This window comes from Cellulomonas triticagri (assembly GCF_003696205.1).
In the GTDB taxonomy this organism is placed as follows: Bacteria; Actinomycetota; Actinomycetes; order Actinomycetales; family Cellulomonadaceae; genus Cellulomonas; species Cellulomonas triticagri.
On sequence record NZ_RFFI01000010.1, the window covers coordinates 29,980 to 54,146 of the forward strand.

Annotated in this window: 22 protein-coding genes and 1 pseudogene; 8 read left to right on the forward strand and 15 right to left on the reverse strand. The window is 74.6% G+C overall.

Annotation, left to right across the window (positions count from 1 at the left end; all coding sequences use genetic code 11):
• Window positions 1-354: 354 nt before the first annotated feature.
• A complete protein-coding gene (locus EBM89_RS03205) occupies window positions 355-819 on the forward strand; it encodes an iron chaperone (RefSeq protein WP_122148016.1) in 465 nt (154 codons plus the stop codon).
• Here the strand turns inward: EBM89_RS03205 and EBM89_RS03210 are convergent.
• From EBM89_RS03210 to EBM89_RS03240, 7 genes are all read right to left on the reverse strand, one after another.
• Entirely contained in the window at window positions 816-1,268 is a 453-nt protein-coding gene (locus tag EBM89_RS03210) for a DUF2510 domain-containing protein (RefSeq protein ID WP_122148017.1), read from the reverse strand. The genes EBM89_RS03205 and EBM89_RS03210 overlap by 4 nt on opposite strands.
• Window positions 1,265-1,795, reverse strand: coding sequence for a hypothetical protein (locus tag EBM89_RS03215; protein WP_122148018.1), 531 nt, complete (start codon window positions 1,793-1,795; stop codon window positions 1,265-1,267). Before EBM89_RS03215 ends, EBM89_RS03210 begins: the two co-directional genes overlap by 4 nt.
• Window positions 1,795-2,130 (reverse strand): hypothetical protein, encoded by a 336-nt coding sequence (locus EBM89_RS03220; protein ID WP_147463432.1) that lies wholly within the window; start codon window positions 2,128-2,130, stop codon window positions 1,795-1,797. The genes EBM89_RS03215 and EBM89_RS03220 overlap by 1 nt, the downstream gene beginning before the upstream one ends.
• 62 nt (window positions 2,131-2,192) lie before the next feature.
• Window positions 2,193-3,320 (reverse strand): class I SAM-dependent methyltransferase, encoded by a 1,128-nt coding sequence (locus EBM89_RS03225; RefSeq protein WP_122148020.1) that lies wholly within the window; start codon window positions 3,318-3,320, stop codon window positions 2,193-2,195.
• Window positions 3,321-3,332: 12 nt separating this feature from the next.
• On the reverse strand, window positions 3,333-4,418 hold the full coding sequence (gene ychF, locus EBM89_RS03230; protein WP_122148021.1) for a redox-regulated ATPase YchF: 1,086 nt from the start codon (window positions 4,416-4,418) through the stop codon (window positions 3,333-3,335).
• 48 nt (window positions 4,419-4,466) lie between these two features.
• Window positions 4,467-6,026 carry a hypothetical protein gene (locus EBM89_RS03235; RefSeq protein WP_122148022.1) on the reverse strand — a complete coding sequence of 520 codons (1,560 nt, stop codon included), beginning with the start codon at window positions 6,024-6,026 and terminating at the stop codon, window positions 4,467-4,469.
• A complete protein-coding gene (locus EBM89_RS03240) occupies window positions 6,002-6,778 on the reverse strand; it encodes an ABC transporter ATP-binding protein (RefSeq protein ID WP_122148023.1) in 777 nt (258 codons plus the stop codon). The genes EBM89_RS03235 and EBM89_RS03240 overlap by 25 nt, the downstream gene beginning before the upstream one ends.
• A 51-nt stretch (window positions 6,779-6,829) precedes the next feature.
• Here EBM89_RS03240 and EBM89_RS03245 point away from each other — a divergent pair, with 51 nt between their 5' ends.
• The gene (locus EBM89_RS03245) at window positions 6,830-8,212 is read left to right on the forward strand and encodes a DNA recombination protein RmuC (protein ID WP_122148024.1); all 1,383 of its coding nucleotides are present in this window, start codon (window positions 6,830-6,832) and stop codon (window positions 8,210-8,212) included.
• 48 nt (window positions 8,213-8,260) lie between these two features.
• Here EBM89_RS03245 and EBM89_RS03250 read toward each other — a convergent pair whose 3' ends face one another.
• Together EBM89_RS03250 and EBM89_RS03255 are read right to left on the reverse strand one after the other, a co-directional pair.
• A complete protein-coding gene (locus EBM89_RS03250) occupies window positions 8,261-9,319 on the reverse strand; it encodes a 4-hydroxy-3-methylbut-2-enyl diphosphate reductase (protein ID WP_233571510.1) in 1,059 nt (352 codons plus the stop codon).
• A gap of 9 nt (window positions 9,320-9,328) precedes the next feature.
• A complete protein-coding gene (locus tag EBM89_RS03255) occupies window positions 9,329-11,032 on the reverse strand; it encodes an MFS transporter (RefSeq protein WP_122148025.1) in 1,704 nt (567 codons plus the stop codon).
• Window positions 11,033-11,138: 106 nt separating this feature from the next.
• On the opposite strand from EBM89_RS03255, the gene xseA reads away from it, so the two are divergent.
• From xseA to EBM89_RS03270, 3 genes are all read left to right on the forward strand, one after another.
• A complete protein-coding gene (gene xseA / locus EBM89_RS03260; protein ID WP_233571511.1) occupies window positions 11,139-12,443 on the forward strand; it encodes an exodeoxyribonuclease VII large subunit in 1,305 nt (434 codons plus the stop codon).
• Window positions 12,444-12,480: 37 nt separating this feature from the next.
• Entirely contained in the window at window positions 12,481-12,756 is a 276-nt protein-coding gene (locus EBM89_RS03265) for an exodeoxyribonuclease VII small subunit (protein ID WP_122148026.1), read from the forward strand.
• 114 nt (window positions 12,757-12,870) lie between these two features.
• The gene (locus EBM89_RS03270; RefSeq protein ID WP_122148027.1) at window positions 12,871-13,830 is read left to right on the forward strand and encodes a carbohydrate kinase family protein; all 960 of its coding nucleotides are present in this window, start codon (window positions 12,871-12,873) and stop codon (window positions 13,828-13,830) included.
• Between the two features lie 88 nt (window positions 13,831-13,918).
• Here EBM89_RS03270 and EBM89_RS03275 read toward each other — a convergent pair whose 3' ends face one another.
• The 4 genes from EBM89_RS03275 to EBM89_RS03290 are packed head-to-tail and all read right to left on the reverse strand — an operon-like array spanning window position 13,919 to window position 18,342.
• Window positions 13,919-15,202, reverse strand: coding sequence for an ABC transporter ATP-binding protein (locus tag EBM89_RS03275; protein ID WP_122148028.1), 1,284 nt, complete (start codon window positions 15,200-15,202; stop codon window positions 13,919-13,921).
• Window positions 15,203-15,236: 34 nt separating this feature from the next.
• The gene (locus EBM89_RS03280) at window positions 15,237-16,094 is read right to left on the reverse strand and encodes a carbohydrate ABC transporter permease (RefSeq protein ID WP_122148029.1); all 858 of its coding nucleotides are present in this window, start codon (window positions 16,092-16,094) and stop codon (window positions 15,237-15,239) included.
• Window positions 16,094-17,053, reverse strand: a complete 960-nt coding sequence (locus EBM89_RS03285) for a carbohydrate ABC transporter permease (RefSeq protein ID WP_122148030.1) — start codon at window positions 17,051-17,053, stop codon at window positions 16,094-16,096. Before EBM89_RS03285 ends, EBM89_RS03280 begins: the two co-directional genes overlap by 1 nt.
• The gene (locus EBM89_RS03290) at window positions 17,050-18,342 is read right to left on the reverse strand and encodes a sugar ABC transporter substrate-binding protein (protein WP_233571513.1); all 1,293 of its coding nucleotides are present in this window, start codon (window positions 18,340-18,342) and stop codon (window positions 17,050-17,052) included. Before EBM89_RS03290 ends, EBM89_RS03285 begins: the two co-directional genes overlap by 4 nt.
• Window positions 18,343-18,637: 295 nt before the next feature.
• On the opposite strand from EBM89_RS03290, the gene EBM89_RS03295 reads away from it, so the two are divergent.
• Window positions 18,638-19,303, forward strand: coding sequence for a carbonic anhydrase (locus EBM89_RS03295; RefSeq protein WP_122148032.1), 666 nt, complete (start codon window positions 18,638-18,640; stop codon window positions 19,301-19,303).
• Between the two features lie 126 nt (window positions 19,304-19,429).
• The gene (locus tag EBM89_RS03300) at window positions 19,430-20,842 is read left to right on the forward strand and encodes a class II fumarate hydratase (RefSeq protein WP_122148033.1); all 1,413 of its coding nucleotides are present in this window, start codon (window positions 19,430-19,432) and stop codon (window positions 20,840-20,842) included.
• Between the two features lie 96 nt (window positions 20,843-20,938).
• On the opposite strand, the gene EBM89_RS03305 is transcribed toward EBM89_RS03300, so the two are convergent.
• A complete protein-coding gene (locus EBM89_RS03305; RefSeq protein WP_122148034.1) occupies window positions 20,939-23,044 on the reverse strand; it encodes a methyl-accepting chemotaxis protein in 2,106 nt (701 codons plus the stop codon).
• 173 nt (window positions 23,045-23,217) lie between these two features.
• Entirely contained in the window at window positions 23,218-23,706 is a 489-nt protein-coding gene (locus EBM89_RS03310) for a MarR family winged helix-turn-helix transcriptional regulator (RefSeq protein ID WP_199731957.1), read from the reverse strand.
• A gap of 70 nt (window positions 23,707-23,776) precedes the next feature.
• Between EBM89_RS03310 and EBM89_RS21015 the strand changes: the two are divergent.
• A pseudogene (locus EBM89_RS21015) lies at window positions 23,777-24,167 on the forward strand (hypothetical protein); the annotation flags it as partial.

A 24,167-nucleotide genomic window follows, 5' to 3' on the forward strand; every position in this document is an offset into this window, starting at 1 on the left:
AAATCGGACAGAGCCCCCGGTCAGGGGCCATCGTTACCGGATCGATACTGAGCAGTAGTGTCCAGCATTCAAGACGCTACATGCCTGTAACACGGCGGAAACACGCGGTCGCCAGGCGGTCGCGGGCGCCTCGGGGCACTGCGTAGGGCTTCCCGCCCAGCGCGGGAACGAGCACCTGTGCTAAGGCGCACCCACCCGCGTGACCGGCGTCACCTCGGGCTCCGTGCCGTACCCCGCCCGCAGGACGTCAGGAACGAAGAAGCGCTCCCCCACCGCCCGTCCCTAGCATCGGCCGGGACGGAGCTGCGGCACCCCGCCGCGCCACGCCGTCCACCACCCGGACCGGAGGAACCCATGAGCCCGCGGAAGACCACCACCGACGACGTCGACGGCACCTTCACCGCCGAGGAGCGCGCCGCCATGAAGGAGCGCGCCGCCGAGCTGCGCGCCGCCAAGAAGCGCGGCAAGTCGATCGAGGACGCCGACGCCGAGGTCCTCGCCAAGATCGCCGAGCTGCCCGCCGAGGACCGCGCGGTCGCCGAGCGCGTGCACGCCATCGTCCGCGCCGCCGCCCCCGACCTCACGCCCCGCACCTGGTACGGGATGCCCGCCTACGGACGCGACGGCAAGGCCACCGTCTTCTTCCAGCCCGCCGCGAAGTTCAAGGCCCGGTACTCCACCCTCGGCTTCAACGACGACGCCCTGCTGGACGACGGCGCCATGTGGCCCGCCTCCTACGCGATCACCACCATCGGCGACGCCGAGGAGGCCACGATCACCGCGCTCGTGCGCCGCGCCGTCGGCGACGCCGGCGCCTAGAACAGGAAGAACTTGCTCGACGCCGAGAACAGGAACGCCAGGACCGACAGCGCCAGGCCCCAGCCCGCCTTCGCCCGGCCCACCGCCGCGTAGCCGTGCGCCGCGAGCTGGTTCGCGCGGCGCAGGCCCGCCGACGACAGCACGATGCCGACGATCGACGGGATCGTGAGGACGTTGACCACCATCGCGACGATGCCGAGCACCAGCCCCGCGGTGGCGGGGTGGTTGGTCAGCACCGGCCGGGCGGGGGCGTACGGCTGCTGCGGGTACGGCTGCTGACCGTGCGGCTGCGAGGCGTACGGCGCGGTGGAGGCCGCGCCGTCGGCGGCGGGCTGGCGGCGCTCGGTCCACGCCTGGCCGTCCCACCAGCGCTGCGAGCCGGTGCCCGCGTCGTAGTACCAGCCGGGCGCGACCGCGTCCCGCTCCCCCGTGCCGTCGTACCCGCTCATCGTGACTTCGCGACCTTCACGCCGCCGACCGCGAGCCCGAGGAAGCGCAGATAGCTCGCGTCCTTCGCGCTCCAGAGGGCGTCGGCATCGGTGACGGCGCTACGCGCGGCATCGGCGTACGAGAGTGCTGCCGCCTTCGACACGTCGAAGAAGTCGTCGTAGTCGGCACGGTGCCGGACGACCTGGAGGTCGACGAAGTTCTGCGCCACATCCGCGAGACGGGCATCCACCGGCGCCAGGGTGCCGATCAGCGCCTTGTTGCCCCGGCTGTTCGCCGCGTCGGCCAGCGCGGCGAGATCCGTGTGCGTGATCCAGCGCGCGACGGCCGAGTGCTGCGTGGTCCACCCGGTCTCACCCAGGAGCCGCCAGGCGGTGTGCTGGGTCAGCTTGTGGAACACCGCGTAGTACGCGGTGCTGATCGACCGGCGGAGGTTGATCGTCCGTGGCTTCCCCGGCCCGTCGCCACGCCCTCCCAGACGGTCAGCGAGGTCCAGCAGGTCCTCCGACTCGATGAAGCGCACCGCCATCAGCGGGTCTCCTCGGGATCGTGCTTGGCACCAGGTTCGGCAGGAGCGTCATCTGAGGTCGTCTGATCGGCGGACTCGTAGGCGAGGGTGACGTCCTGCCCGGGCAGCGCCTCCACGGCCGCGGTCCGCGCTTCGCGCCGGATCGCGAGGAAGTCCTCCGCGTCCCACTCAGCCCCCGGGGCCGCGGACGCGAGCCGCACGGTGACCTGCACCGACGGACCGTCCGGAGTGTCGACGTCCTCGGCATCCACGGCGACGACCGCGAGCGACGACCGGGAGAGCTCGAGCAGCCGCTGGCGTACCGATTCGAGCTGCGCGTGCGTGAACGGAGCCATGGACTCAGCCTGCCAGACCGGAGCGTCGGCGCGCTCCACGCACGCCGGGAAGCGATGCGGCCTCAGCGACGGGTCGACGCGGTGACGGTGAACTTCGGCCCGCGCGCCACCTGCCGGGTCGGCCCGACCAGCGCCTGCAGGCACGGCCGGTAGCCGAGCCCGGAGTTCCACACGCACCACAGCTCGCCGCCGGGCCGCAGCACCCGCGCGGCCTCGGCGAACAGCCCCGGCGCGACGGTGTCGAGCACCGCCGCCCCGACGTGGAACGGCGGGTTGAGCACGACCAGGTCGACGCTCGCGTCGTCGAGGCCCGCGGTGCCGCGGGCGCGCCGCACCTCGACCCTGTCGGCCACCCCGTTCGCCGCGACCGTCTCGCGCGCCGACGCGACCGCGGCCGCGGACTCGTCGGTGGCGACGACGGACAACCCGGGGCGCGTGCGGGCGAGGACGGTGGCGAGCACCCCGGTGCCGCACCCCAGGTCGACGGCGCGCCCCGCGTCCGGGACGGCGCCGTCCAGGTGCTCCAGCAGGAACCGGGTGCCGATGTCGACGCGGGTCCCCGCGAAGGCGGCACCGTGGGCGTGCACGGTCAGGCCGAGGTCCTCGTGCTGCGTCGCGGCGGGCCAGATGGAGGTGGCGCCGGGACGCGGGCCCGACGCGTGCAGCACACGCGCCTTCTGGCGTCCCCGGCTGGCGTGCACCTCGGTGAAGTGGCGCCCCAGGACCACGTTCATGGACCGGGACATGTGCTTCTCGCGCCCACCCGCGACGACCACCACGTCCGGCGCCGCGTGCGCCGCCACCAGGCCCGCGACCTCGTCCAGTGCGTCCAGCGCGCGCGGCAGCGCGAGCAGCACGACGCGGGCGCCCGCGACGAGGTCGGGATCCAGCGCGGCGTGCTGGCGGACGGCGTCCGCGAGGCCCAGCCGCCCGGCGTTCGCGGCCAGCGCCTGCTCACCGGTCAGCCGGTCGGTGTGCGCGCGGACGGCGCGCAGGCCGAACCGGTCGGTGGCGCCCAGGGTGAGCGCCCCGTACCGGTCGCCGACGACGACCACCTCGCCCGGACCCGCCGCCGCGAGGGCCGGGGCCGCCTCGTCCAGGACCAGGCGGTCCGCGGCGTCCACCGCGACCAGGTCCGGGGCCGGGGTCTCGGGGTCGCAGCGCAGCGCGGCGAGCAGGTCCTGCGTCATGGGTGCTCCGGCTCAGACGTTGAAGCGGAACTCCACCACGTCGCCGTCGACCATCACGTAGTCCTTGCCCTCGATGCGGGCCTTGCCCGCCGAGCGGGCGGCGGCGACCGAGCCGGCTTCGACGAGGTCGTCGAAGCTGATGACCTCCGCCTTGATGAAGCCCTTCTGGAAGTCCGTGTGGATGACGCCGGCGGCCTGCGGGGCCGTCCAGCCCTGGTGGATCGTCCAGGCGCGCGACTCCTTGGGGCCCGCGGTCAGGTAGGTCTGCAGACCGAGGGTGTGGAACCCGACGCGGGCGAGCTGGTCGAGGCCCGCCTCGTCCTGGCCGTTGTCCGCCAGCATCTCCTTGGCCTCGTCGGGCTCGAGCTCGACCAGGTCGGACTCGAACTTGGCGTCGAGGAAGATCGCGTCCGCCGGGGCGACGAAGGCCCGCAGGTCGTCCTGCATGGCGGTGTCGGCGAGGCCCGCGTCGTCGGTGTTGAAGACGTAGATGAACGGCTTCGCGGTCATGAGCTGCAGCGACGCGAGGTCGGCCAGGTCGAGGCCCGCGGCCTTCGCGCCCTGGAACAGCGTCTGCCCGGACTCCAGCACGGCCTGGGCGGCCTGCGCGGCGGCGAGCTCGGCGGGGTCCGCCTTCTTGATGCGGACCTCCTTCTCCAGGCGCGGGACGATCTTCTCGAGCGTCTGGAGGTCCGCGAGGACGAGCTCGGTGTTGATGGTCTCGATGTCGTCCTTCGGCGAGACGCGGCCGTCGACGTGCACCACGTCGGGGTCGGCGAACGCGCGGGTCACCTGGCAGATCGCCTCGGCCTCGCGGATGTTCGCGAGGAACTTGTTGCCCAGGCCCTCGCCCTCGCTGGCGCCCTTGACGATGCCCGCGATGTCGACGAACGACACCGTCGCGGGGAGGATCTTCTCGCTGCCGAAGATCTCCGCGAGCTTCTCGAGCCGCGGGTCGGGCAGCGGCACGACGCCGACGTTGGGCTCGATCGTCGCGAACGGGTAGTTCGCCGCGAGGACCTGCGCGCGGGTGAGGGCGTTGAAGAGCGTGGACTTGCCGACGTTGGGCAGGCCGACGATGCCGATGGTGAGTGCCACGGGCCACCATCCTAGAGGTCGTCCCGCTCCCGCGGGCACCGGGGTGGGTCAGGCGAACGAGCGGATGGACTGCAGCAGCTCCGGCGCGCGGCGGTCGTAGACCCGGGCGCCGGTCCGGATCCCCACGACCACGGCGGCGACGCCGGTCCCGACGCCCACCGCCAGCGTGAGCACGTCGAGCAGGACCACGTCCGTGAGCAGGGCCGCGATCCCGAGCCCCACGGTCGGGGCGCACACGACGAGCAGCAGCAGCATCCCGAGGCTCTGCGTGAGCATCACCGCGAACGAGTTCCCCTGCGGGGTCGAGAACGGGTTGTCGCCCGGCTTCGGCACCGGGTAGACGACGCGCGCCGAGTACACCGAGGACAGCCCGACCCCGGCCGCGAGCACGCCGAGCGACATGCCGAGCAGCGGCGCCGTCGCGTCCCACCGGCCGCTGACGCCCAGCACCACGAGGTCCGTCGCGAGCACGGCGACGCCACCCACGAGCAGCCCGGCGACGGCGCGCCCGGTGCGGTCCACGCGACCGTCCACCGGCGCCGCCAGGTGCGTCCAGAAGGCGGTGTGGTCGTAGGAGATGTCGGCCGACAGCGACCAGCCCATGACGAACGCCACCAGCACGCCCGCCCCCAGCACGCCGGAGCCGCCGCGGCCGAGGAACCACAGCAGCAGCACCATCACCGGCACCACCGCGACCGACGCCGCGTACCGGGGGTCGCGCAGCCAGTAGGTGAGGCACCGCGCGACGACCGCACCGGTGGGGGTCGCGGGCACCCGGTCGAAGAACCCGAGCCCGGAGTGGCTGGCGCTGGTCCCGCCCTCGGAGCGGACGAACGACGCGGCGAGCGCCCGGTCCCACACCGCGACCAGCACCACGAGGGTCGCCAGGCTGATGCCGACCTTGCCCGCGGCGGCGCCCCACGCTCCGGCCCCGACGTCGGCGGCGAGCGCCCACGGCGCGCCGACCGGGGTCCAGCCCACGACGACGGCGATGTCGGGCAGCACGTCGGCGACGGTCGCGAGGCCCGCCGTCACCCCGAGCAGGATCGGGCCGAGCAGGATCAGCGGGACGATCGCGAGCACGGCCGCGACCTCCCGGAACCGCCGCCCGCTGATGAACGGCGCCAGCAGCGTCGTGACCGCCCGCGAGCCCACGACGCAGAGCAGCACGCCCAGCGCGCCGCCGACGACCCCGGCGACCAGCGCGACCGGCTCCCGCCACCAGGCCAGGGCGGACGCGCCACCGAGCAGCACCGTCGCGACGCCGGGCACACCGACGAGGCCCGCCAGCGACAACCCCGTCAGCAGGTGCCGCCGCCGCAGCGCGAACAGCCGGAACCGCTCCGGGTCGAGCGTGCTGTCGACGCCGAACGCGACCAGGGGCAGCAGCCACCAGCCGACCACCAGCAGCGACCCCGCGAGCACGACCACCGTCCGGCGCAGCTCGACGTCGTCCTGGGTGCCCAGGACGACCAGGCCCGCGACGCACATCGCCACGAGGAACAGCGCGTACAGGCCGGTCAGGACGAGGCCGACGACCTTCCAGACGCTGCTGCGCAGCCCGTTGCGCAGCAGCGTGAGCTTCAGTCGGACGAGGTGCGCAACCACGACAGCGCCCCCTCCGTGCGACGGCCGCCGACGAGCTCGACGAACCGGTCCTCCAGCGTCGCCGAGCCCCGGACCTCGTCGGTGGTGCCCTGGGCCAGCACGTGCCCCTGCGCGATGACGGCGACGTGGTCGCACATCCGCTGCACCAGGTCCATGACGTGCGACGACACGACGACGGTGCCGCCGCCCGCGACGTAGGACGACAGGATGTCCCGGATGTTCGCCGCGGACACGGGGTCGACGGCCTCGAACGGCTCGTCCAGCAGCAGCACCCGCGGGGCGTGCACGAGGGCGCAGGCCAGCGCGACCTTCTTCGTCATGCCCGCCGAGTAGTCCACGACGAGCGTGTCCGCGTCGTCGGCGAGGTCGAAGGTGCGCAGCAGGTCGGCGGTGCGGTCCCGCACGGTGTCCCGGTCCAGCCCGCGCAGCAGACCGGAGTACGTCACGAGCTGCGCGCCGGTCAGGCGGTCGAACAGCCGCACGCCGTCGGGCAGCACCCCCAGGGTCGCCTTCACGCGCAGCGGGTCGGCCCACAGGTCCTGCCCGCGCACCAGCACCTGGCCGAAGTCCGGACGCAGCAGGCCGGTCGCCATCGACAGCGTCGTGGTCTTGCCCGCGCCGTTCGGCCCGACCAGCCCGTAGAACGACCCGGTCGGGACGGTCAGGTCCACGCCCGCGACGGCGATCTTCTCGCCGAACCGCTTCCACAGGCCGGTGATCTGCAGGGCGGGCGGGTCCGGTGCGGCCGACATGTCCCGAGCATAGGGGCGGTCGTGTCGGTGGCGCCTGGCAATCTGCGGGTCATGGAGATCGGACAGGTGTTGGCACTGGGCGCGGCCCTCCTCGTCGGCGTCGTCGTCGGGTGGCTGGGCGCGTCCGCGCGGGTCGCGACGCGGCTGCGCGCCGCGGAGGTCGAGGCCGCGCGGTGGCGCACCGCCGCCGAGCTCGGCGGCGCCCCCGACGAGGAGCGGCAGGCCGACCGGTTCCGGGCGCTGGCCGCCGACGCCCTCGCGCAGAGCGGCGAGCAGTTCCTCGCCCTCGCGCACCAGAGCCTCGCCGCGCGGCACCAGGAGCAGCACGGGGACCTCGCGCAGCGCGAGCAGGCCGTCCGGGCGATGGTCGACCCGCTCGCCCGCACCCTCGACCAGGTCCGCGCCGAGCTGCGCACCGCCGAGCAGGCCCGCGCCGAGGGCGGCGCCGCGCTCGGCGAGCAGGTCCGGCAGATGCGCGAGGAGGCCGGGCGGCTGCGCGAGCAGACCGACCGCCTCGTGACGTCGCTGCGGTCCTCGCAGGTGCGCGGCCGGTGGGGCGAGGTGCAGCTGCGGCGCGTCGTCGAGGCCGCGGGGATGGTCCCGCACGTCGACTTCGTCGAGCAGGAGCAGGTCCGCACCGACGACGGGCTGCTCCGCCCCGACATGGTGGTCCGCCTCGCCGGGGGCAAGCGGGTCGTCGTGGACGCCAAGGTGCCGTTCCTCGGCTTCCTGGAGGCGACCGAGGCCACCGACCCCGCCGAGCGCGACCGGCGTCTGGCCGCGCACGCCCGGCACGTGCGCGCGCACGTCGACCAGCTCGCCGCCAAGCGGTACTGGGAGCAGGTCGGTCCCGCCCCCGAGTTCGTCGTCATGTTCGTGCCCGCGGAGGCGTTCCTGCACGCCGCCCTCGACGTCGACCCGGGGCTGGTGGAGCGCGCGTTCGAGAAGGACGTCGTCATCGCCACGCCCATGACGCTGCTCGCGCTGCTGCGCACGGTCGCCTACGCCTGGCGGCAGGACGCCCTCGCCAGCAACGCGCAGGCCGTGCTGGACCTCGGGCGGGAGCTGCACGGGCGGATCGCGACGCTCGGCGGGCACCTGTCCAAGGTCGGCCGGGCGATCGACTCCGCCGCGACGGCGTACAACCAGTCCGTGGCGTCCCTGGAGTCCCGGGTGCTGGTCAGCGCCCGCCGGTTCGCGGACCTGCGGGTCGTGGACGGGGACCTCGAGACGCCCCCGACGGTCGACCGGCGGCTGTCCGTCGTCACCGCGCCCGAGCTCGTCGCCTGGGAGACGCAGCAGGTCGTCGGGCTCGACCCCGACGGCCCGGCCGCGCCCGGGAGCGGAACCGGTCGGCGGCGAGCGGCGGACACGCTCGGCGCGCTGGACGACGCGGTCCACGGCACCCCGCGCACGGGGCCTGACCCGACCTGACCCGGCACGACCCGGCACGGGACCGGACGGGCGGGCCCCGGCCCCGGCTCAGGCCGGCGCGACCGGGATCTCGCGACGACCCTCCGGGCGCGGACGTGGGTCGTCCCCGCCCGCCGCGCGGAGGTCGGCGCGCAGCTCGCGCGGCAGCGAGAACATCAGGTCCTCGGTCGCGGTCCGCACCTCCTCGACGTCGCCGAAGCCGTGCGCCGCGAGCAGCGCCAGCACCTCGTCGACCAGCACCTCCGGCACCGACGCGCCCGAGGTCACGCCCACGGTGCGGGCGCCGACCAGCCACGCCGGGTCGACCTGCGACGCGGCGTCCACCCGGTACGACGCGCGGGCCCCCGCCTCCAGCGCGACCTCGACCAGGCGCACCGAGTTGGACGAGTTCGCCGACCCGACGGTGATGACGACGTCGCAGTCCGGGGCGAGCTTCTTCACCGCGACCTGGCGGTTCTGGGTGGCGTAGCAGATGTCGTCGCTGGGCGGGTCCTGCAGCAGCGGGAACCGCTCACGCAGCCGCCGCACCGTCTCCATGGTCTCGTCCACGGACAGGGTGGTCTGCGAGATCCACACCACCTTCGACTCGTCGCGCACCACGACGTCCGCGACCGCGTCCGGGGAGGCCACGACCTGCACGTGGTCGGGCGCCTCGCCCTGCGTGCCCTCGACCTCCTCGTGCCCCGGGTGGCCGATCAGCAGCACGTCCAGGTCGGCGCGGGCGAACCGCACCGCCTCCTTGTGCACCTTCGTGACCAGGGGGCAGGTCGCGTCGATGGTGCGCAGGTCCCGGGCCTGCGCGGCGGCGCGCACCGCCGGGGACACCCCGTGCGCCGAGAACACGACCCGCGCGCCCTCGGGCACCTCGTCGGTCTCCTCGACGAAGACGGCTCCGCGCGCGGCGAGGGTGTCGACGACGTGCCGGTTGTGCACGATCTCCTTGCGGACGTACACGGGGGCGCCGTAGTGCTCGAGCGCCTGCTCCACCGCGACGACCGCGCGGTCGACGCCCGCGCAGTACCCGCGGGGCGCGGCGAGGAGCACGCGCCGCCCGCGGCTCGGCGCGGAGGCCGGAGCAGCGCCTGCGTCGGTCCCGGTCGCGGTCACCCGCCCAGTCTAGGTCGCGGGGTCCGGCCCGCCCGCCGGGTCGGGGATCTCGCCCGGGCGGTAGCGCGGGAGGCGGCTCGCGGGGAGCACCGCGGACGCGCTCACCCCGGCGAGCACGAGCAGCCCGAGCCGCAGGGCGTCGAGGCGGGCCGCCTCGTTGAGCGCGACGGCCGCGTCCACCTGCTCCGGGGTGGCCGTCGTCCGCTCCAGCACGGTCCGCAGGTCGGCGTTGCTGACGAAGTCGACCTCGTCCAGGTCCACCTGCGCGACCAGCGCCGGGGGCAGGGCCGGCTCGGCCGCGACGGCCCGGGCGACCGTCGCGCCGAGCACGGTGACCAGCAGCGCCCCCGCGAGCGCCGTGCCGACCGCGGAGGCGAGGTTCTGGGTGGTGCCCCGGATGGCGCCGACGTCCCCGGCCTGCCGCTTCGGCGCCGACGTGACCAGGACGTTGAACACCAGGGTGACGAGCGCGCCCTGGCCCACGCCGAACACCACGAGGCCGAGGACGGTGGGCAGCGTCTCCCAGTTGTTGGTCACCACGAGCGACAGCCACAGCAGCGCGACGGTGGTGAGCCCGAACGCGACCACGCCGATGCTCCGGGGCGCGAACCGCGGGTACAGGCGCACCACCAGCGTCGCGGTGACCAGCACGGTGAGGTTGAACGGCATCATCGCGAGCGCGGTGTCGAACGGGCTGCGGCCCTGCACGATCTGCACGTACAGCGGCACGGTGAAGTTGAGCGCGGCCTCCAGCGCCACGACGACGAACATCGCGTAGACGGCGGCCCGCTCCCGGGGCGAGCCCAGCACGGACAGCGCGACCAGCGGGGTCCGGCCGGTCGCCGCCCGGCGGCGCGTCCAGGCGACGAACGCCTGCCCGAGCACGAGCCCGGTGAGCACCAGCACGGGGGCGGGCGACACGCCCAGGACGTCGAACGGGGCGTGCCGGGAGGCCAGCAGCAGTCCCCAGGTCCGCAGGTTCTGCACGCCGAGCGTCACCAGCACCACGGCGGCCGCCACCAGCACGGCGCCGACGACGTCGACGCGGACGCCCGGGTCCCCGCGGTCGGGGCGCAGCCGGCCGCTGAGCACGAGGACCGCGACGGCGACGGCCAGCACGACGCCGAACACCGGCCGCCAGCCCACCAGGGACCCGAGCGCCCCGCCGAGCAGGAACGCGGAGACCCCCGCCAGCGCCCGGGCCGAGCCGAGCGAGCCGACGGCGGTCGCCTGCTGGGCGCCCCGGTAGTGCTCGGCGATCAGCGCGACGAGCGACGGGACGATCACGGCCGCGGCGGCGCCCGCGAGCACCTGGGCGCCCACCGCCCAGCCGACGGCGGGGGCGAGCACCATGACCACCGCGGAGGCGCCGAACGCCGCGACCGCGACGCGGAACACCCGGGTCCACCCGAGACGCGCCCCGACCTTCGCCCCGGTCATCACCAGCGCGGCGACCACCAGCCCGTAGGCGACGATCGTCCCGCTCACCGCGGTGGGCGGGGCGCCGAAGTCCGCGACCATGCCGCCGAGCGAGACCGGCAGCGCGGCGAGGTTGAAGGCCATCAGCACCTGCGCGAGGAACAGGCAGACGAGCGGCGTCCAGGACCGGCGCTCCCCGCCCGGCGGCGATGTCGCGTCCCCGGCGTGCTCGGCGCCGACGGCCCCCGTCGAGGCCGGGGTCCCTCCCGTGCGCGCAGTCCCCTCCGAGCCCATGGTCCCCTCCGACCCGGGCCGCCCCCGGCCCCCGTCGCGATGCTCCCACCGGCGGCGCGGCGCGGCCAGGTCAGGGCGCGTCGCAGGGGCGTGGCAGGGTGGGGGCGTGTCGTCGCCCTCCTCCACCCCGCCGGCCGAGCTGCCCGCCCGCGCGGCCGAGACCACCGCCGAGCGCCCCTGGCCGGTGCGGCTGCTGTCCGCGAAGATCGCGGACTACGTCGCGAAGATGTCGGCGCTGTGGGTCGAGGGGCAGGTCGTGCAGCTCAACCGCCGTCCCGGGGCCGGGATCGCGTTCCTCACGCTGCGCGACACGGACACGGACATGTCGCTGCCGGTGTCGCTGCCCGCACAGGTGCTCGCGGCGGCCGAGACGCCGCTGGCGGAGGGTGCGCACGTGGTGGTGCACGCGCGCCCGACGTTCTGGACGAAGCGCGGCACCCTGCAGCTGTCCGCCGACGAGGTGCGGGCCGTCGGCGTCGGGGAGCTGCTGGCCCGGATCGAGCACCTCAAGCGCGTGCTCGCCGCCGAGGGCCTGTTCGACGCGGACCGCCGGGTGCCGCTGCCCTTCCTGCCCCGCGTCGTCGGGCTGGTGTGCGGCCGGGAGTCGAAGGCCGAGCACGACGTCGTCGTGAACGCCCGCGCGCGGTGGCCGCAGGTCGAGTTCGTGATCCGCGAGGTCGCGGTGCAGGGCGTCGGCGCGGTGCCGCAGGTCAGCAAGGCGATCGCGGAGCTCGACGCGGACCCGGCGGTCGAGGTGATCGTCGTGGCGCGCGGCGGCGGGTCCGTGGAGGACCTGCTGCCGTTCAGCAACGAGGCGCTGGTGCGCGCGGCCGCCGCGTGCCGCACGCCGCTGGTGTCCGCGATCGGCCACGAGACCGACACCCCCCTGCTCGACCTCGTCGCCGACTACCGGGCGTCGACCCCCACCGACGCGGCCAAGCGCATCGTCCCGGACGTCGGCGAGGAGCGTGCCCGCGTCGCGCAGGCCCGCACCCGGATCCGCAGCGCCGTCGAGCACCGGGTCGCCCGCGAGGCCGCCGGGCTGGAGCAGGTCCGTAGCCGCCCGGTGCTGGCGCGCCCGCACACGATGGTCGACACCCGCGAGGCCGACGTGCACCGGATGCGCGACCACGCCCGGCGCAGCCTCGACCACGCTCTGTCGGGCGCCGTGACGTCGACCCGCGCGCTCGCCGCGCAGGTCCGCGCGCTGTCCCCCGCCGCGACGCTGGAGCGGGGATACGCCGTCGTGCAGACCTCCGACGGCGCGGTCGTGCGGGAGGCCACGGAGGTCGCCGCGAAGGACTCGCTGCGGGTCCGGCTCGCGCACGGCGAGCTCATGGCGACCGTCCTGGCGGTCGCTCCCGGCCGCCGCAGGCCCGCGGCGGCGGACGACACGGAGGCCGCCGGGTGAGGCGCCGGGTGGACACGCCGTCGGGCGCGTTGGTGAGATGGTGGTCGTGAGCGCACCCTCCCCCGCCGCGGACGCGGCCGACGTCGCCGGTCTGACCTACGAGCAGGCCCGGGACGAGCTCGTCGCCGTGGTCTCCCGCCTGGAGGCCGGTGGCGCGACCCTCGAGGAGTCGCTCGCCCTCTGGGAGCGCGGCGAGGCCCTGGCCGCGCGCTGCCAGCAGTGGCTCGACGGCGCCCGCGCCCGTCTCGACGCGGCGCGCGAGGCCGACGGCGACGGGCCGTCACGCGGCGCCGGGGACGACTCCGGCTCCTGACCGCCCGGGGGCGCACGCCCGCCCCCGGTCCCCGGTCACCCCCCGCGGTCGCGACGACGCGCCGCCTCGGACCAGCCCAGACCCCGGCACCGGTGCCGGAGGAGAAGGAGACCCATGACCGAGCACGCAGCACCCCACGGACCCCACGAGACCCACGGACCCCGTGCCCTCGTCGTCGGCGAGGCCCTGGTGGACGTCGTCCTGCGCCCCGGGGACGAGCCCGTCGAGCACCCCGGGGGCAGCCCCGCGAACGTCGCGATCGGCCTGGGTCGGCTCGACCGCCGCGTGGACCTGCTGACCTGGCTCGGCGACGACGCGCGCGGCGACCTGGTCCGCGAGCACCTACGCGCCTCGGGCGTGCACGTCCTGACGGGCGACCGCGCCCCGGCGCGCACGCCGGTGGCCCGCGCGCACGTGGACGCCGCGGGGGTCGCGACGTACGAGTTCGACCTCGAGTGGGACCTGCCGACCACGTGGGACGAGGGCGACGACGACCCGGTGGTCGTGCACACGGGGTCCATCGCCACGGTGATCGCCCCGGGCGGCGAGGCCGTGGCCCGCCTGCTGGCCGACCGGCGCGCGACGTCGACGGTGACCTACGACCCGAACCTGCGGCCCGCCCTCATGGGCAGCCCGGAGGCGACGCTGCCCGTGGTCGAGCGCCTGGTCGCGCTGGCGGACGTCGTCAAGGTGTCGGACGAGGACCTGGCGTGGCTGCACCCGGGCGTCGCGCCGGTCGAGATCGCGCGCGACTGGCTGTCCCGGGGTCCGGCGCTGGTGGTCGTGACGCTCGGCGGCGAGGGGGCGCTCGCGCTCACCGCGGCGGGCGACGAGATCAGCATCACCGCGCCGGAGGTCGACGTCGCCGACACGGTCGGCGCGGGCGACTCGTTCATGGGCGGGCTGGTGGACGGCCTGTGGAGCGCCGACCTGCTCGGCGCGGACCGCCGCGAGGCCCTGCGCGCGGTCACCCGCGCGACGGTGGAGCAGGTGCTGCTGCGCTGCGCCCGCATCGCCGCGATCACGGTCAGCCGCCCCGGCGCGAACCCGCCCACGACGGCCGACCTCACCTAGCCTCACGCAGCGACGAGGTCGAGGGTTTCCCCCGCCAGGCGGCGGTGAAACCCTCGACCTCGCGCGGAACCCTCGACCTCGGCGGGCGTCAGCCCGCCTGGCGGTGGCGGGGGGCCGTCTCCGACTGCTTCTGGTCGCGCTGGGCGCGCTCGACGGCGGCGCGGCGGTCCTCCTCCGTCTCCGCGTCCACGCGCGCGGCGGCCTCCTCGTCGTAGGTGAGGTTCTCGCCGGACTCGGGGTCGAACACCAGCAGCCGCGCGGGGTCGAACCACAGCTCGGCGTGGCTGCCGTCCCGGACGCGGCTCTCGGAGCCGAGCGCCACGACGACCTGGGTCCGCATCCCCTCGCCGTCGAGGTCGCGGTCCAGCTCCTCGAGCTTCTGGGCGACGTCGGCGTGCGTGTCGAACGGGATGTAGGCGTAGAGCTCGGAACCGAGCCACTCGACCACGTCGACGTCGGCCTCGAACGTCACGCCGCTCGCGACCTTGGACTCGTCCAGGCTCCGGACGTCCTCGACGTGCTCGGGCCGCAGCCCGACGATGACGAGGCCCCGCCCGTTGACCCGCTCCCGGAGCGCGTCGGACATCGGCACGTCCGCGAACGGCAGCCGCAGCGTGTCGCCGTGCACCTCGCCCGGGACGAAGTTCATCGGCGGCGAGCCGATGAACCCCGCGACGAACAGGTTCACGGGCTGCTCGTACAGCGCCCGGGGGCTGGCGACCTGCTGCAGCTCGCCCTTGCGGAGCACCGCGACCCGGTCGCCGAGGGTCATCGCCTCGGTCTGGTCGTGGGTGACGTAGACGGTCGTGGTGCCGAGGCGGCGCTGCATGCGGGCGATCTCGGTACGCATCTGCCCGCGGAGCTTGGCGTCGAGGTTGGACAGCGGCTCGTCGAACAGGAACGCCTGGGCGTCGCGGACGATGGCCCGTCCCATGGCGACGCGCTGCCGCTGCCCGCCGGAGAGGTTCGCGGGCTTGCGGTCCAGGTGCTCGCGCAGCTCGAGGGTGTCCGCGGCGAACTCGACGTTGTCCTTGATCTGCTCCTCGGTGTACTTCCCCTTCTGCAGCCGCAGCGGGAAGGCGATGTTCTCGAACACCGTGAGGTGCGGGTACAGCGCGTAGTTCTGGAACACCATCGCGAGGTGCCGGTCGCGCGGGGCCTTGTCGTTGACGACGGCGTCGCCGATCCTCAGCTCGCCGGAGGTGATGTCCTCCAGGCCGACGATCATGCGCAGCAGCGTGGACTTCCCGCAGCCGGACGGCCCGACGAGGATGACGAACTCGCCGTCCTTGATGTCGAGGCTGACGCCGTTGACGGCCGGGTACCCGTCGCCGTACTTCTTGACGACGTCGGTGAGGGTGATGGATGCCATGGGTGGTTGCCTCCTGAGGGTCCGGGCGATGGCGTCAGCCCTTGACGGCGCCCTGGGTCAGCCCGGACACGATCTGGCGCTGGAACAGCAGCACCAGGACGACGACGGGGATGGTCACGACGACGGCGGCGGCGGAGATCGCGCCGGTGGGGTCCTCGAACTGGGAGGCCCCCGAGAAGAACGCGAGCGCGGCGGGCACGGGCCGGGCGGCCTCGGTGGACGTCAGGGAGATGCCGTACACGAAGTCGTTCCAGGCGATGAAGAACGCGATCAGCGCGGTGGTGAACACCCCGGGCGCGGCCAGCGGGATGATCGCCTTGCGGAACGCCTGCCAGGTGGTGGCCCCGTCGACCTGCGCGGCCTGCTCGAGCTCCCACGGGATCTGCCGGAAGAACGCGGTGAGCGTCCAGATGGAGATCGGCAGCGTGAGCGACAGGTACGGGATGACCAGCCCGGCCCAGGTGTCGTACAGGCCGATGCTGCGCCACAGGTTGAACAGCGGCGTGACGATGGAGATGACCGGGAAGATCGACACCCCGAGCGCGGTGGTGAGGATGAGCTTGCGCCCCGGGAACTCCAGCCGTGCGATGGCGTACGCCGCGAGCGTGGCGAGCACCGACGACACCGCGGTGGCGATCAGCGAGATGCCGATGGAGTTGCGCAGGGACGACAGGAACAGCTCCTGCGCGGACCCGTCGGGCCCGAGGATCTGCTCGTAGTTGCTCCAGGTCCACGTCGTCGGCAGGAAGCTGCCCGAGTTCAGGTCGCTGGGGAGCTTGAACGACGTCGCCATGATGGAGATCACCGGGAACAGCGCCCACACGAGCACCGCGACCGTGATCGCCGCCCACGCGACCTTCTGCTTGCCCGTCAGGGCCGTGGCCGCGCCCATCACTTCTCCCCTCGTGCACCGGCGAGGTCGACCTTGAAGATCTTGATCGCGATGAAGCAGATGATCAGGACGCACACGAACAGCAGCACGGAGATCGCGGAGCCGAGGCCGATCTCCAGGCGTCCGATGGACGTCCGGTAGGCCAGCAGCGACAGCACCGTGGTCCCGTTCGCTCCGTTGGTCATGATGAAGACGTTGTCGAAGACGCGGAACGCGTCGAGGGCCCGGAACAGGACGGCGACCATGATGGCGGCCTTCATGTTCGGCAGGACCACGCGCTTCATCCGCTGCCACCAGGTGGCGCCGTCGACCTGCGCGGCCTCCTCGAGGTCGCCCGGCACCTGGGCGAGGCCCGCGAGCAGCAGCAGGGAGATGAACGGCGTCGTCTTCCACACCTCGGAGGCGATGATGACGAACAGGCTGGTGCCGGTCCCGGCGAACCAGTTGAGGTCGCTGCTGATGCCGGGCACCCAGTCGAACCAGCTGTTCACGTAGCCGGAGTCGATGTTGAAGGCGTAGAACCAGGCGAACGCCGAGACGACCGTGATGATGCCGTAGGGCACGAGGATCGCGGTGCGCAGCAGGCCGCGCAGCCGGAGGACGGCGCGGTGCATGACCAGGGCGAGCGCGAACCCGAGCACGAGCTCGATGGCGACGGTGATGACCATGATCACCGTGGTGACCAGCAGGGACCACCAGAACACCGGGTCCGTCAGGATGACCCCGTAGTTGCCGAGACCGACGAACGCGCGGTCGTCGGGGGCGGTGAGCCGGAACCGGAACAGCGACTCGTAGACGGCCTGCGCGATCGGGTAGGCGGTGACGGCGAGCATGACCACGAACGCCGGGCCGGCGAGCAGCCACCCGAGCCGCGCCTCGGCGCGCGCCCGGTCGCTCTTGCGCGCCTTGCCCGGTGCCGGCGCCGCGGTGCGCGGGCGGGACCTCACGTCGGTACTCACAGCAGCCGCTCCCCTCGCAGCACGGCGGTGATGAAGTCGGTGGACTCCTGCGGTGTGGAGTCCGGGTCGACCGAGACCGGCGGGTGCCAGGTCTCCTGCAGGCCCTGGGAGACCTCGTTGTAGTACGGGGTCTGCGGGCGCGGGGCGGCCTGCTCGAGCGACTGGCGGATGACGTCCGCCATCGGGAACGTGTCCTGCACCTCGGGGTCGTCGTACGCGACGGTGGAGGCGGGCGGGTTGCCGTCGGACACGAAGTACGCGGCCTGGTTCTCGGGCGCCACGATGCACGCGGCGGCCTGGTACGCCTCGTCCACGTGCTCGCTGTACGCGCCGACGCCGAGGTTGATGCCGCCGTACGGCGGGGCGGCGTCGGTGCCCTCGACGACCTGCGGGTAGACGGCCCAGCCGACGTCGTCCAGGAAGGCCTGGTCGAGCGTGCCGTCCTCGACGGCGGCCTGCATCGCGGGCCACACGAACGGCCAGTTGACCATGAACGACCCGGAGTCCCCCTGGAACTGGGAGAGGGACGCGTTCTCGTCCTGGGTCGGCAGCCCGGCGCCGCCGAGGCGGTCCTGCCCGATCTCGGAGATGATCCGCGCGGCCTCGCGCCCGGCGTCGGACTCCAGCCCGAGCTCGACCTCGTCGGCCGGGGCCTCGGGCGTCTCGACGACGTGGCCGCCGGCGGACTCGATCAGCGCGTTGATCCACACGGTGTACGCCTCGGCCTTGATGCCCTGCACGCCGAGCGTGAGGTCCTGGTCGCGGGCGGCGTCCATCACCTGGTCCCAGGTCACCGGGGTGGTGGCGGGGTCCAGCCCCGCGGTCTCGGCGACCGACTTCTTGTACCAGAGCAGCTGCGTGTTGGCCCAGAACGGGACGGTCACGAGCTCGTCGCCCCAGGACGCGCCCTGGAGCGCACCCGCGGCGACGCCCTCGCTGACCTGCTCCGCGACGTCGTCCGGGACCGGCGCCAGGAACCCTGCGTTGGCGAGCTCCGGGATGAACGGCGGGTCGAGGCTCATCAGGTCGATGGAGGAGTCCGCCGCGGCGAGCCGCCGGGCGAGCTGCTCGCGCTGGGCGCTGGCCTCGCGGGGCAGCACCGACACCTCGATCCGGTAGGCGCCGCCCGCCGCGTCCGTGCACTGCTGCGCCAGCGCCGCCTGCCCGCCCGCGTCGGGGTTCGTGTACCAGGTCAGCACCGGGGTGTCGTCGGCCGGGGCGCAGGCCCCGAGGCCCACCCCCAGCGCGAGCACCGCGGTCCCGGCGATCGCCCTCGACCGTCTCCGCAAGTCGGTTCTCCCGTCGTCGGCGCCGCGTCCGCCCCACCTCGGGCGTGCGGCGTTTCGCACCATTTCTGCACATAAGGGCTACACCGCTCCGCGCGGCCCTGCCACCGGAACGCCTGGCCGCGGACCCGGTCCCCGGGCGACGCCGCCCGGCACCCCGTCCGCGATCGGGGACGCCCACCCAGCCGCAGCGGGCGGGGCGTGCCGTGCGCCCGCCGATCACCTACCCAGGTGCCGGAGGCGCGCGGCCGGTGGACGCCGGGCGCCGCCCCGCCCGGCGCGGGTGCACCATGGGGGCATGGCACACCCCACCACCCCCGCCGAGGCCTGGAGCGCCCTGCGCGCCGGCAACGACCGGTTCGTGCACGGCGCGATGGAGCACCCCTCGCAGGGCATCGAGCGTCGCGCCGAGGTCTCGTCCGCGCAGCACCCGTTCGCTGTCGTGTTCGGCTGCTCGGACAGCCGCGTCGCGGCCGAGATCATCTTCGACCAGGGCCTCGGCGACGTCTTCGTGGTCCGCACCGCCGGGCACGTGCTCGACACCACGGTCATCGGCTCGATCGAGTACGGCGTCGAGGTGCTGGGCGCCTCGCTCGTCGTCGTCCTCGGCCACGACTCGTGCGGTGCCGTCGCGGCCGCCACGGCCGCGCTGACCACCGGCGAGCTGCCCCGCGGGTTCGTCCGCGCCGTGGTGGACCGCGTGATCCCGAGCATCGTGTCGCTCGCGCACGGCCCCGACGCCGCCGGGCGCCCGCGCGACCTCGCCACCGTGGACCCCGCGGAGCTGGGCCACGAGCACGTCCGGCACACGGTGGACATGCTGCGCTCGTACTCGGTCACCCTGGCCGAGGCCATCGACGAGGGCCGCTGCGCCGTCGTCGGCGTGGAGTACACGCTGGAGGACGGCCTGGCGCGGCTCACCAGCGCGGTCGGCGACGTCGGCGAGGCCCCGGTCCGCCCCTGACCCACCCGCCCGCGCCGGGCGTGGCGCAGGACCCGGGCCCGAGGTCCGTGTGACCTGCGCCACGCCCCGCCCGGCGGACGCTCCCCCACCCTGACGGGCGCGCCGCGCGATGGCAGGATCGGCGCCATGAACCTGCACGCCGACGACGCCGTCCAGTACCGCACCGAGCACGACACGATGGGCGAGGTCCGGGTCCCGGTCGACGCCCTGTACCGCGCCCAGACCCAGCGCGCGGTCGAGAACTTCCCGATCAGCGGCACGACCCTGGAGCGCGGCCACGTCGCCGCCCTCGCGCGGGTCAAGAAGGCCGCCGCCCTCGCCAACGCCGAGCTCGGCATCCTCGACCGGGCCGTGGCGGACGCCATCGCCGCCGCCGCGGACGAGGTCGCCGAGGGCCGCCACGACGCGCACTTCCCGGTCGACGTCTACCAGACCGGCTCGGGCACCTCCTCGAACATGAACATGAACGAGGTGCTGGCCACGCTCGCCACCCGGGCGCTCGGGGCGGACGTGCACCCGAACGACCACGTGAACGCCTCGCAGTCCTCCAACGACGTCTTCCCGACCTCCGTGCACGTCGCCGCGACCGACGGCGCCGTCAACGACCTGGTCCCGGCGCTGGAGCACCTGGCGGCGTCCCTGGAGCGCCTGGCCGCCCGGCACGCCGACGACGTCAAGGCCGGCCGCACCCACCTCATGGACGCGACGCCCGTGACGTTCGGGCAGGAGTTCGGCGGGTACGCCGCGGCCGTGCGCCGGGGCGTCGAGCGCGTGCGGGCGGCTCTCCCCCGCGTCGCCGAGGTCCCGCTCGGCGGCACCGCCGTGGGCACCGGGATCAACACCCCGGCGGGCTTCCCGCAGCGGGTCATCGCGCTGCTCGCGCAGGAGACCGGCCTGCCGCTCACCGAGGCCCGCGACCACTTCGAGGCGCAGGGCGCGCGGGACGGGCTGGTCGAGCTCTCGGGCGCGCTGAAGACCATCGCGGTCAGCCTCACCAAGATCTGCAACGACCTGCGCTGGATGGGGTCGGGCCCGAACACCGGCCTGGGCGAGATCCGCATCCCCGACCTGCAGCCGGGGTCCTCGATCATGCCCGGCAAGGTGAACCCGGTGATCCCGGAGGCCGTGCTCATGGTCGGCGCGCGCGTCGTCGGCAACGACGCCACCGTGGCGTGGGCGGGCGCCAGCGGCTCCTTCGAGCTCAACGTGCAGATCCCCGTCATGGGCCAGGCCGTGCTGGAGTCCGAGCGGCTGCTGGCCGCCGCGTGCCGGGTGCTCGCCGACCGTACGGTGGACGGCATCGAGGTGGTCGTCGAGCGCGGGGCCGCCTACGCGGGCTCCTCGCCCTCGATCGTCACCCCGCTGAACCGCGTCATCGGCTACGAGGCGGCCGCGAAGATCGCCAAGCACGCCGTGGCCCGCGGCATCACCGTGCGCGAGGCCGTGGTGGACCTCGGCTACGTCGAGCGCGGCGAGGTCACCGAGGCGCAGCTGGACGAGGCGCTGGACCTGCTGCGGATAACCCGCCCCGCCTCCTGAGCCGTACGCGCCACGACGCCGGGCGCATCCCCCTGGATGCGCCCGGCGTCGCGCCGTACGGCCCGCGCGGACCCATGGCGGCCGCGCGGGCCCGTCTCAGCGGGCGAGCGTGAACTCGTCCGCGCCGCGGGCGAGCTCGGCGGCCACGTCCCCGAGGGTGACGACGGCCTGCCGCACCTCGGCCGCGCCGTCGAACGCCTGCCCGGCGGCCTGCGCCACGTCGGCGGCGCTGCCCGCGATGTCGGTGGTGCTCTCGGCGGCGACCACGAGGTTCCGCTCGATCTCCGAGGTCGTGGCGCTCTGCTCCTCGACCACCGCGGACACCGCGCCCTGCAGCTCGTCCACCGTGGTGACGGCCTGCGAGATGCGGGACACGGACGCCTGCACGTCGGCGGCGTCCCGGGTCACGGCCTCGAGCACCGGCGCGATGGTGCCGATGGCGCTCGACGTCTGCTGCGCCAGGTCCTTGACCTCCCCGGCGACGACCGCGAACCCGGCGCCCGCGGAGCCCGCCCGGGCGGCCTCGATGCTGGCGTTCAGCGCGAGCAGGTGGGTCTGGCTGGCGATGGTGGTGACCGTGTCGAGCACGGCCGCGATCTGCGAGGTCGACGCGGCGAGCCGGTCGGCCGCCTGCCCGGCCTCGGCGGTGATGCCGACGGCCTGCGCCGCCTCGCCCGACGCCGACGTGACGTCGTGCGCCACGGACTCGATCGACGCGCGCATCTCCGTCATCGCGGCGGTGACGGTCTGCACCTCGGTGCTCACGACCGACGCCGACCCGGCGGCCCCCTGGGCCCGGGACACGGTGCGGCCCGCGGCCTCCTCCAGCGTGCCCGACGACCCGTCCAGGCGGCCCGCGGTGCTGCGCACCGCCTCGGCACCCTGCTGCATGCGGGTCAGCGCGGCGCGCATCGCCGCGATGGCCTCGCCGAGCGCGGCGCCCATGACGCCGATCTCGTCGGTGCCCTCGCCGCGGACGTCCACCGACAGGTCGCGCTCGGCGACCCGGCGCAGGGCCCCGGTCAGGCGGCCCACGCGGCCGACGACGCGGCCGGAGATCCAGACGACCAGCGCCACGGCGAGCAGGGCGACCACGAGGCCGACGACCAGCAGCGTCACCACGAGGGTGCTCGCCCCGGACTCGAGCTCCGAGGACACCGCCTTCAGGTCGGCGTCGAAGCCCCAGGCCGCGACGGTCCAGCCCCAGGGGGCGTACCGGGCGACCTCGACGGTCGCGGTGCCGGCGTCGCCGAGGTCGACGCGCTCCTCGGCGACCTCGCCCTCGGCGAGCTCGGCGCCCGCCTCGACCAGGCGGGTCGCGTACGGCTCGCCGTCGGCGTCCACCTGCGCGGCGGAGTCGCCGACCTGCGCGCCGGGCGGCGGCACGACCCACGCGCCGGACGCGTCCGCGACGGTCAGGTAGCCCTGGGTCCCGACGGTCACCTCGGCGAGCGCCTCGCGCAGCGGGGCGTCCACGTCGGTCTGCGGCACGCCGACGAACAGCGCGCCGACGACCTCGCCGTCGACGGTCAGCGGCGCGTACGCGGTGACGTACGGCTGCCCGACGACGACCGCGGTGCCGTAGTAGGGGTTGCCGGCCAGCAGCGACTGGACGACGGCGTTCGGGGTGCCGTCCGCGCCGGTCGCCGCGATGGCGGTGCCGATGGCGCGGTTGCCCTCGGCGTTGGTCACCGAGGTCGCGACGCGCAGCATGTCGCCGTCGGCGTCGACCCGCTGGAAGACGGTGACCGCCGCACCGAGCAGGCCGCTGATCTCGTCCACCACGGGCACGGGCGTCGCGGGGTCGGTCGTCCGGCCGAGCCACTGCCCGCCGACGAGCAGCTGCGGCAGCGTGACGTCCTGCGTCGCGCCGGAGGTCTGGTCGGTGACGGTCCACGCCTCGGGCGAGCCGAAGCCGACCGCGCCGGCGCGGTCGAAGGTCTGCTGGGCGACCCGCAGGTCGGACGCCATCCGGTCGGTCACGGTGGCGACCTGGGTGGTGACGAGGGTGACCGCCTGGTGGGTGGTCTGCACCATCGCGTCACGGGTGAGCCGGTCGACGTCGTCACCGGCGTCGCGGGCGAGCCCGGACACCTGGACACCGCCGACGACGGTGAGCAGGGCCGCGGTCACGGCGACGGCACCGGCGCCGGTGGCGACGAGCTGGGCGCGCAGGCTGCTGCGCAGTCGGGGCAGGGGCACGGGTTGTCTCCTGGGCCGAGAAGGGGGGGTGGTCGAGGACGCGCCGGGCCCCCTCCGGCGCTCTCCCTATCGGAGGACGAAGGTCCTAGATGAGACATGACTGGTCCGAAACGGACGCTTCCGCACGCTTTCACCCGTATCCGCACACGCCGCCCGCGCGGAGACGCGCGGCGTCAGGAGGTGGGGTCCTCGATCTGGGTGAGGACGCGGGAGAGCAGGGCGGCCAGGGTGTCGCGCTCGGGCTCGCTCAGGGTCGTCAGGGCCTGGGCCTCGCGGGCCAGGTGCTGCGGCATCAGGCGGTCCACCGCCGAGCGACCCGCGTCCGTGAGCGTCAGCAGGACGCCGCGCCGGTCGCCGTGCGGGATGCCGCGCTGCACCAGCCCCGCCTCGACCAGCGCGTCCGCACGCTTCGTGATCGCCGCGCCGGACGCCGCCGTGATGGTCGAGACCTCGCCCGGGCGCAGCGGGCCGTCCGCGCGGCGCAGCGCGCACAGCACGTCGAACTCGCCGCGGTTCAGCCCCTCGGCCGCGAGCGCGTGCTCGGCCCGCGCCGCGAGCAGCGCCGCGACCCGGGTGATGCGGCCGGCCACCGCGATGGGCTCGACGTCCAGGTCCGGCACCTGCCGGTGCCACTCCGCGCGCAGGCGGTCCACGCTGTCCACGCCCGCCAGCCTACCGCGGCGTTCACCGGTGAATCATTCACTGGTGAACGATCTGGCGTACGATCGCGCGGTGCACCGCCTGACCCTCCTCGCCGCCCTCCTGCACCCCGACCAGCTCCGGCACGCCCTGCGCCCGCCCCGCACCGGCGGGCCGACGACCCGCCAGCTCGTCGACGGCGCCTGGCGGTGCGGGCTCAGCGTCGCCCTCGCGCTCGCGCTCAGCGCGCTCACCGGGCACGAGGACCTCGCCGGGTACGCCGCGCTCGGCGCCCTCGCCTCCCTCTACGGGCGCACCGAGGCCGCACCGTGGCGGATGCGGGTCCAGGCGCTCGCGGGCGCCGCGCTCACCGCGACGATCGTGCTCACCTCGGCGCTCGGCGCGGCGGGCGCCCCCGCGCCGGTCACGCTGGCGGCCCTCACCCTGCTCGCCGCCGGGGCGACCGCCGGGGCCACCGCCCTGC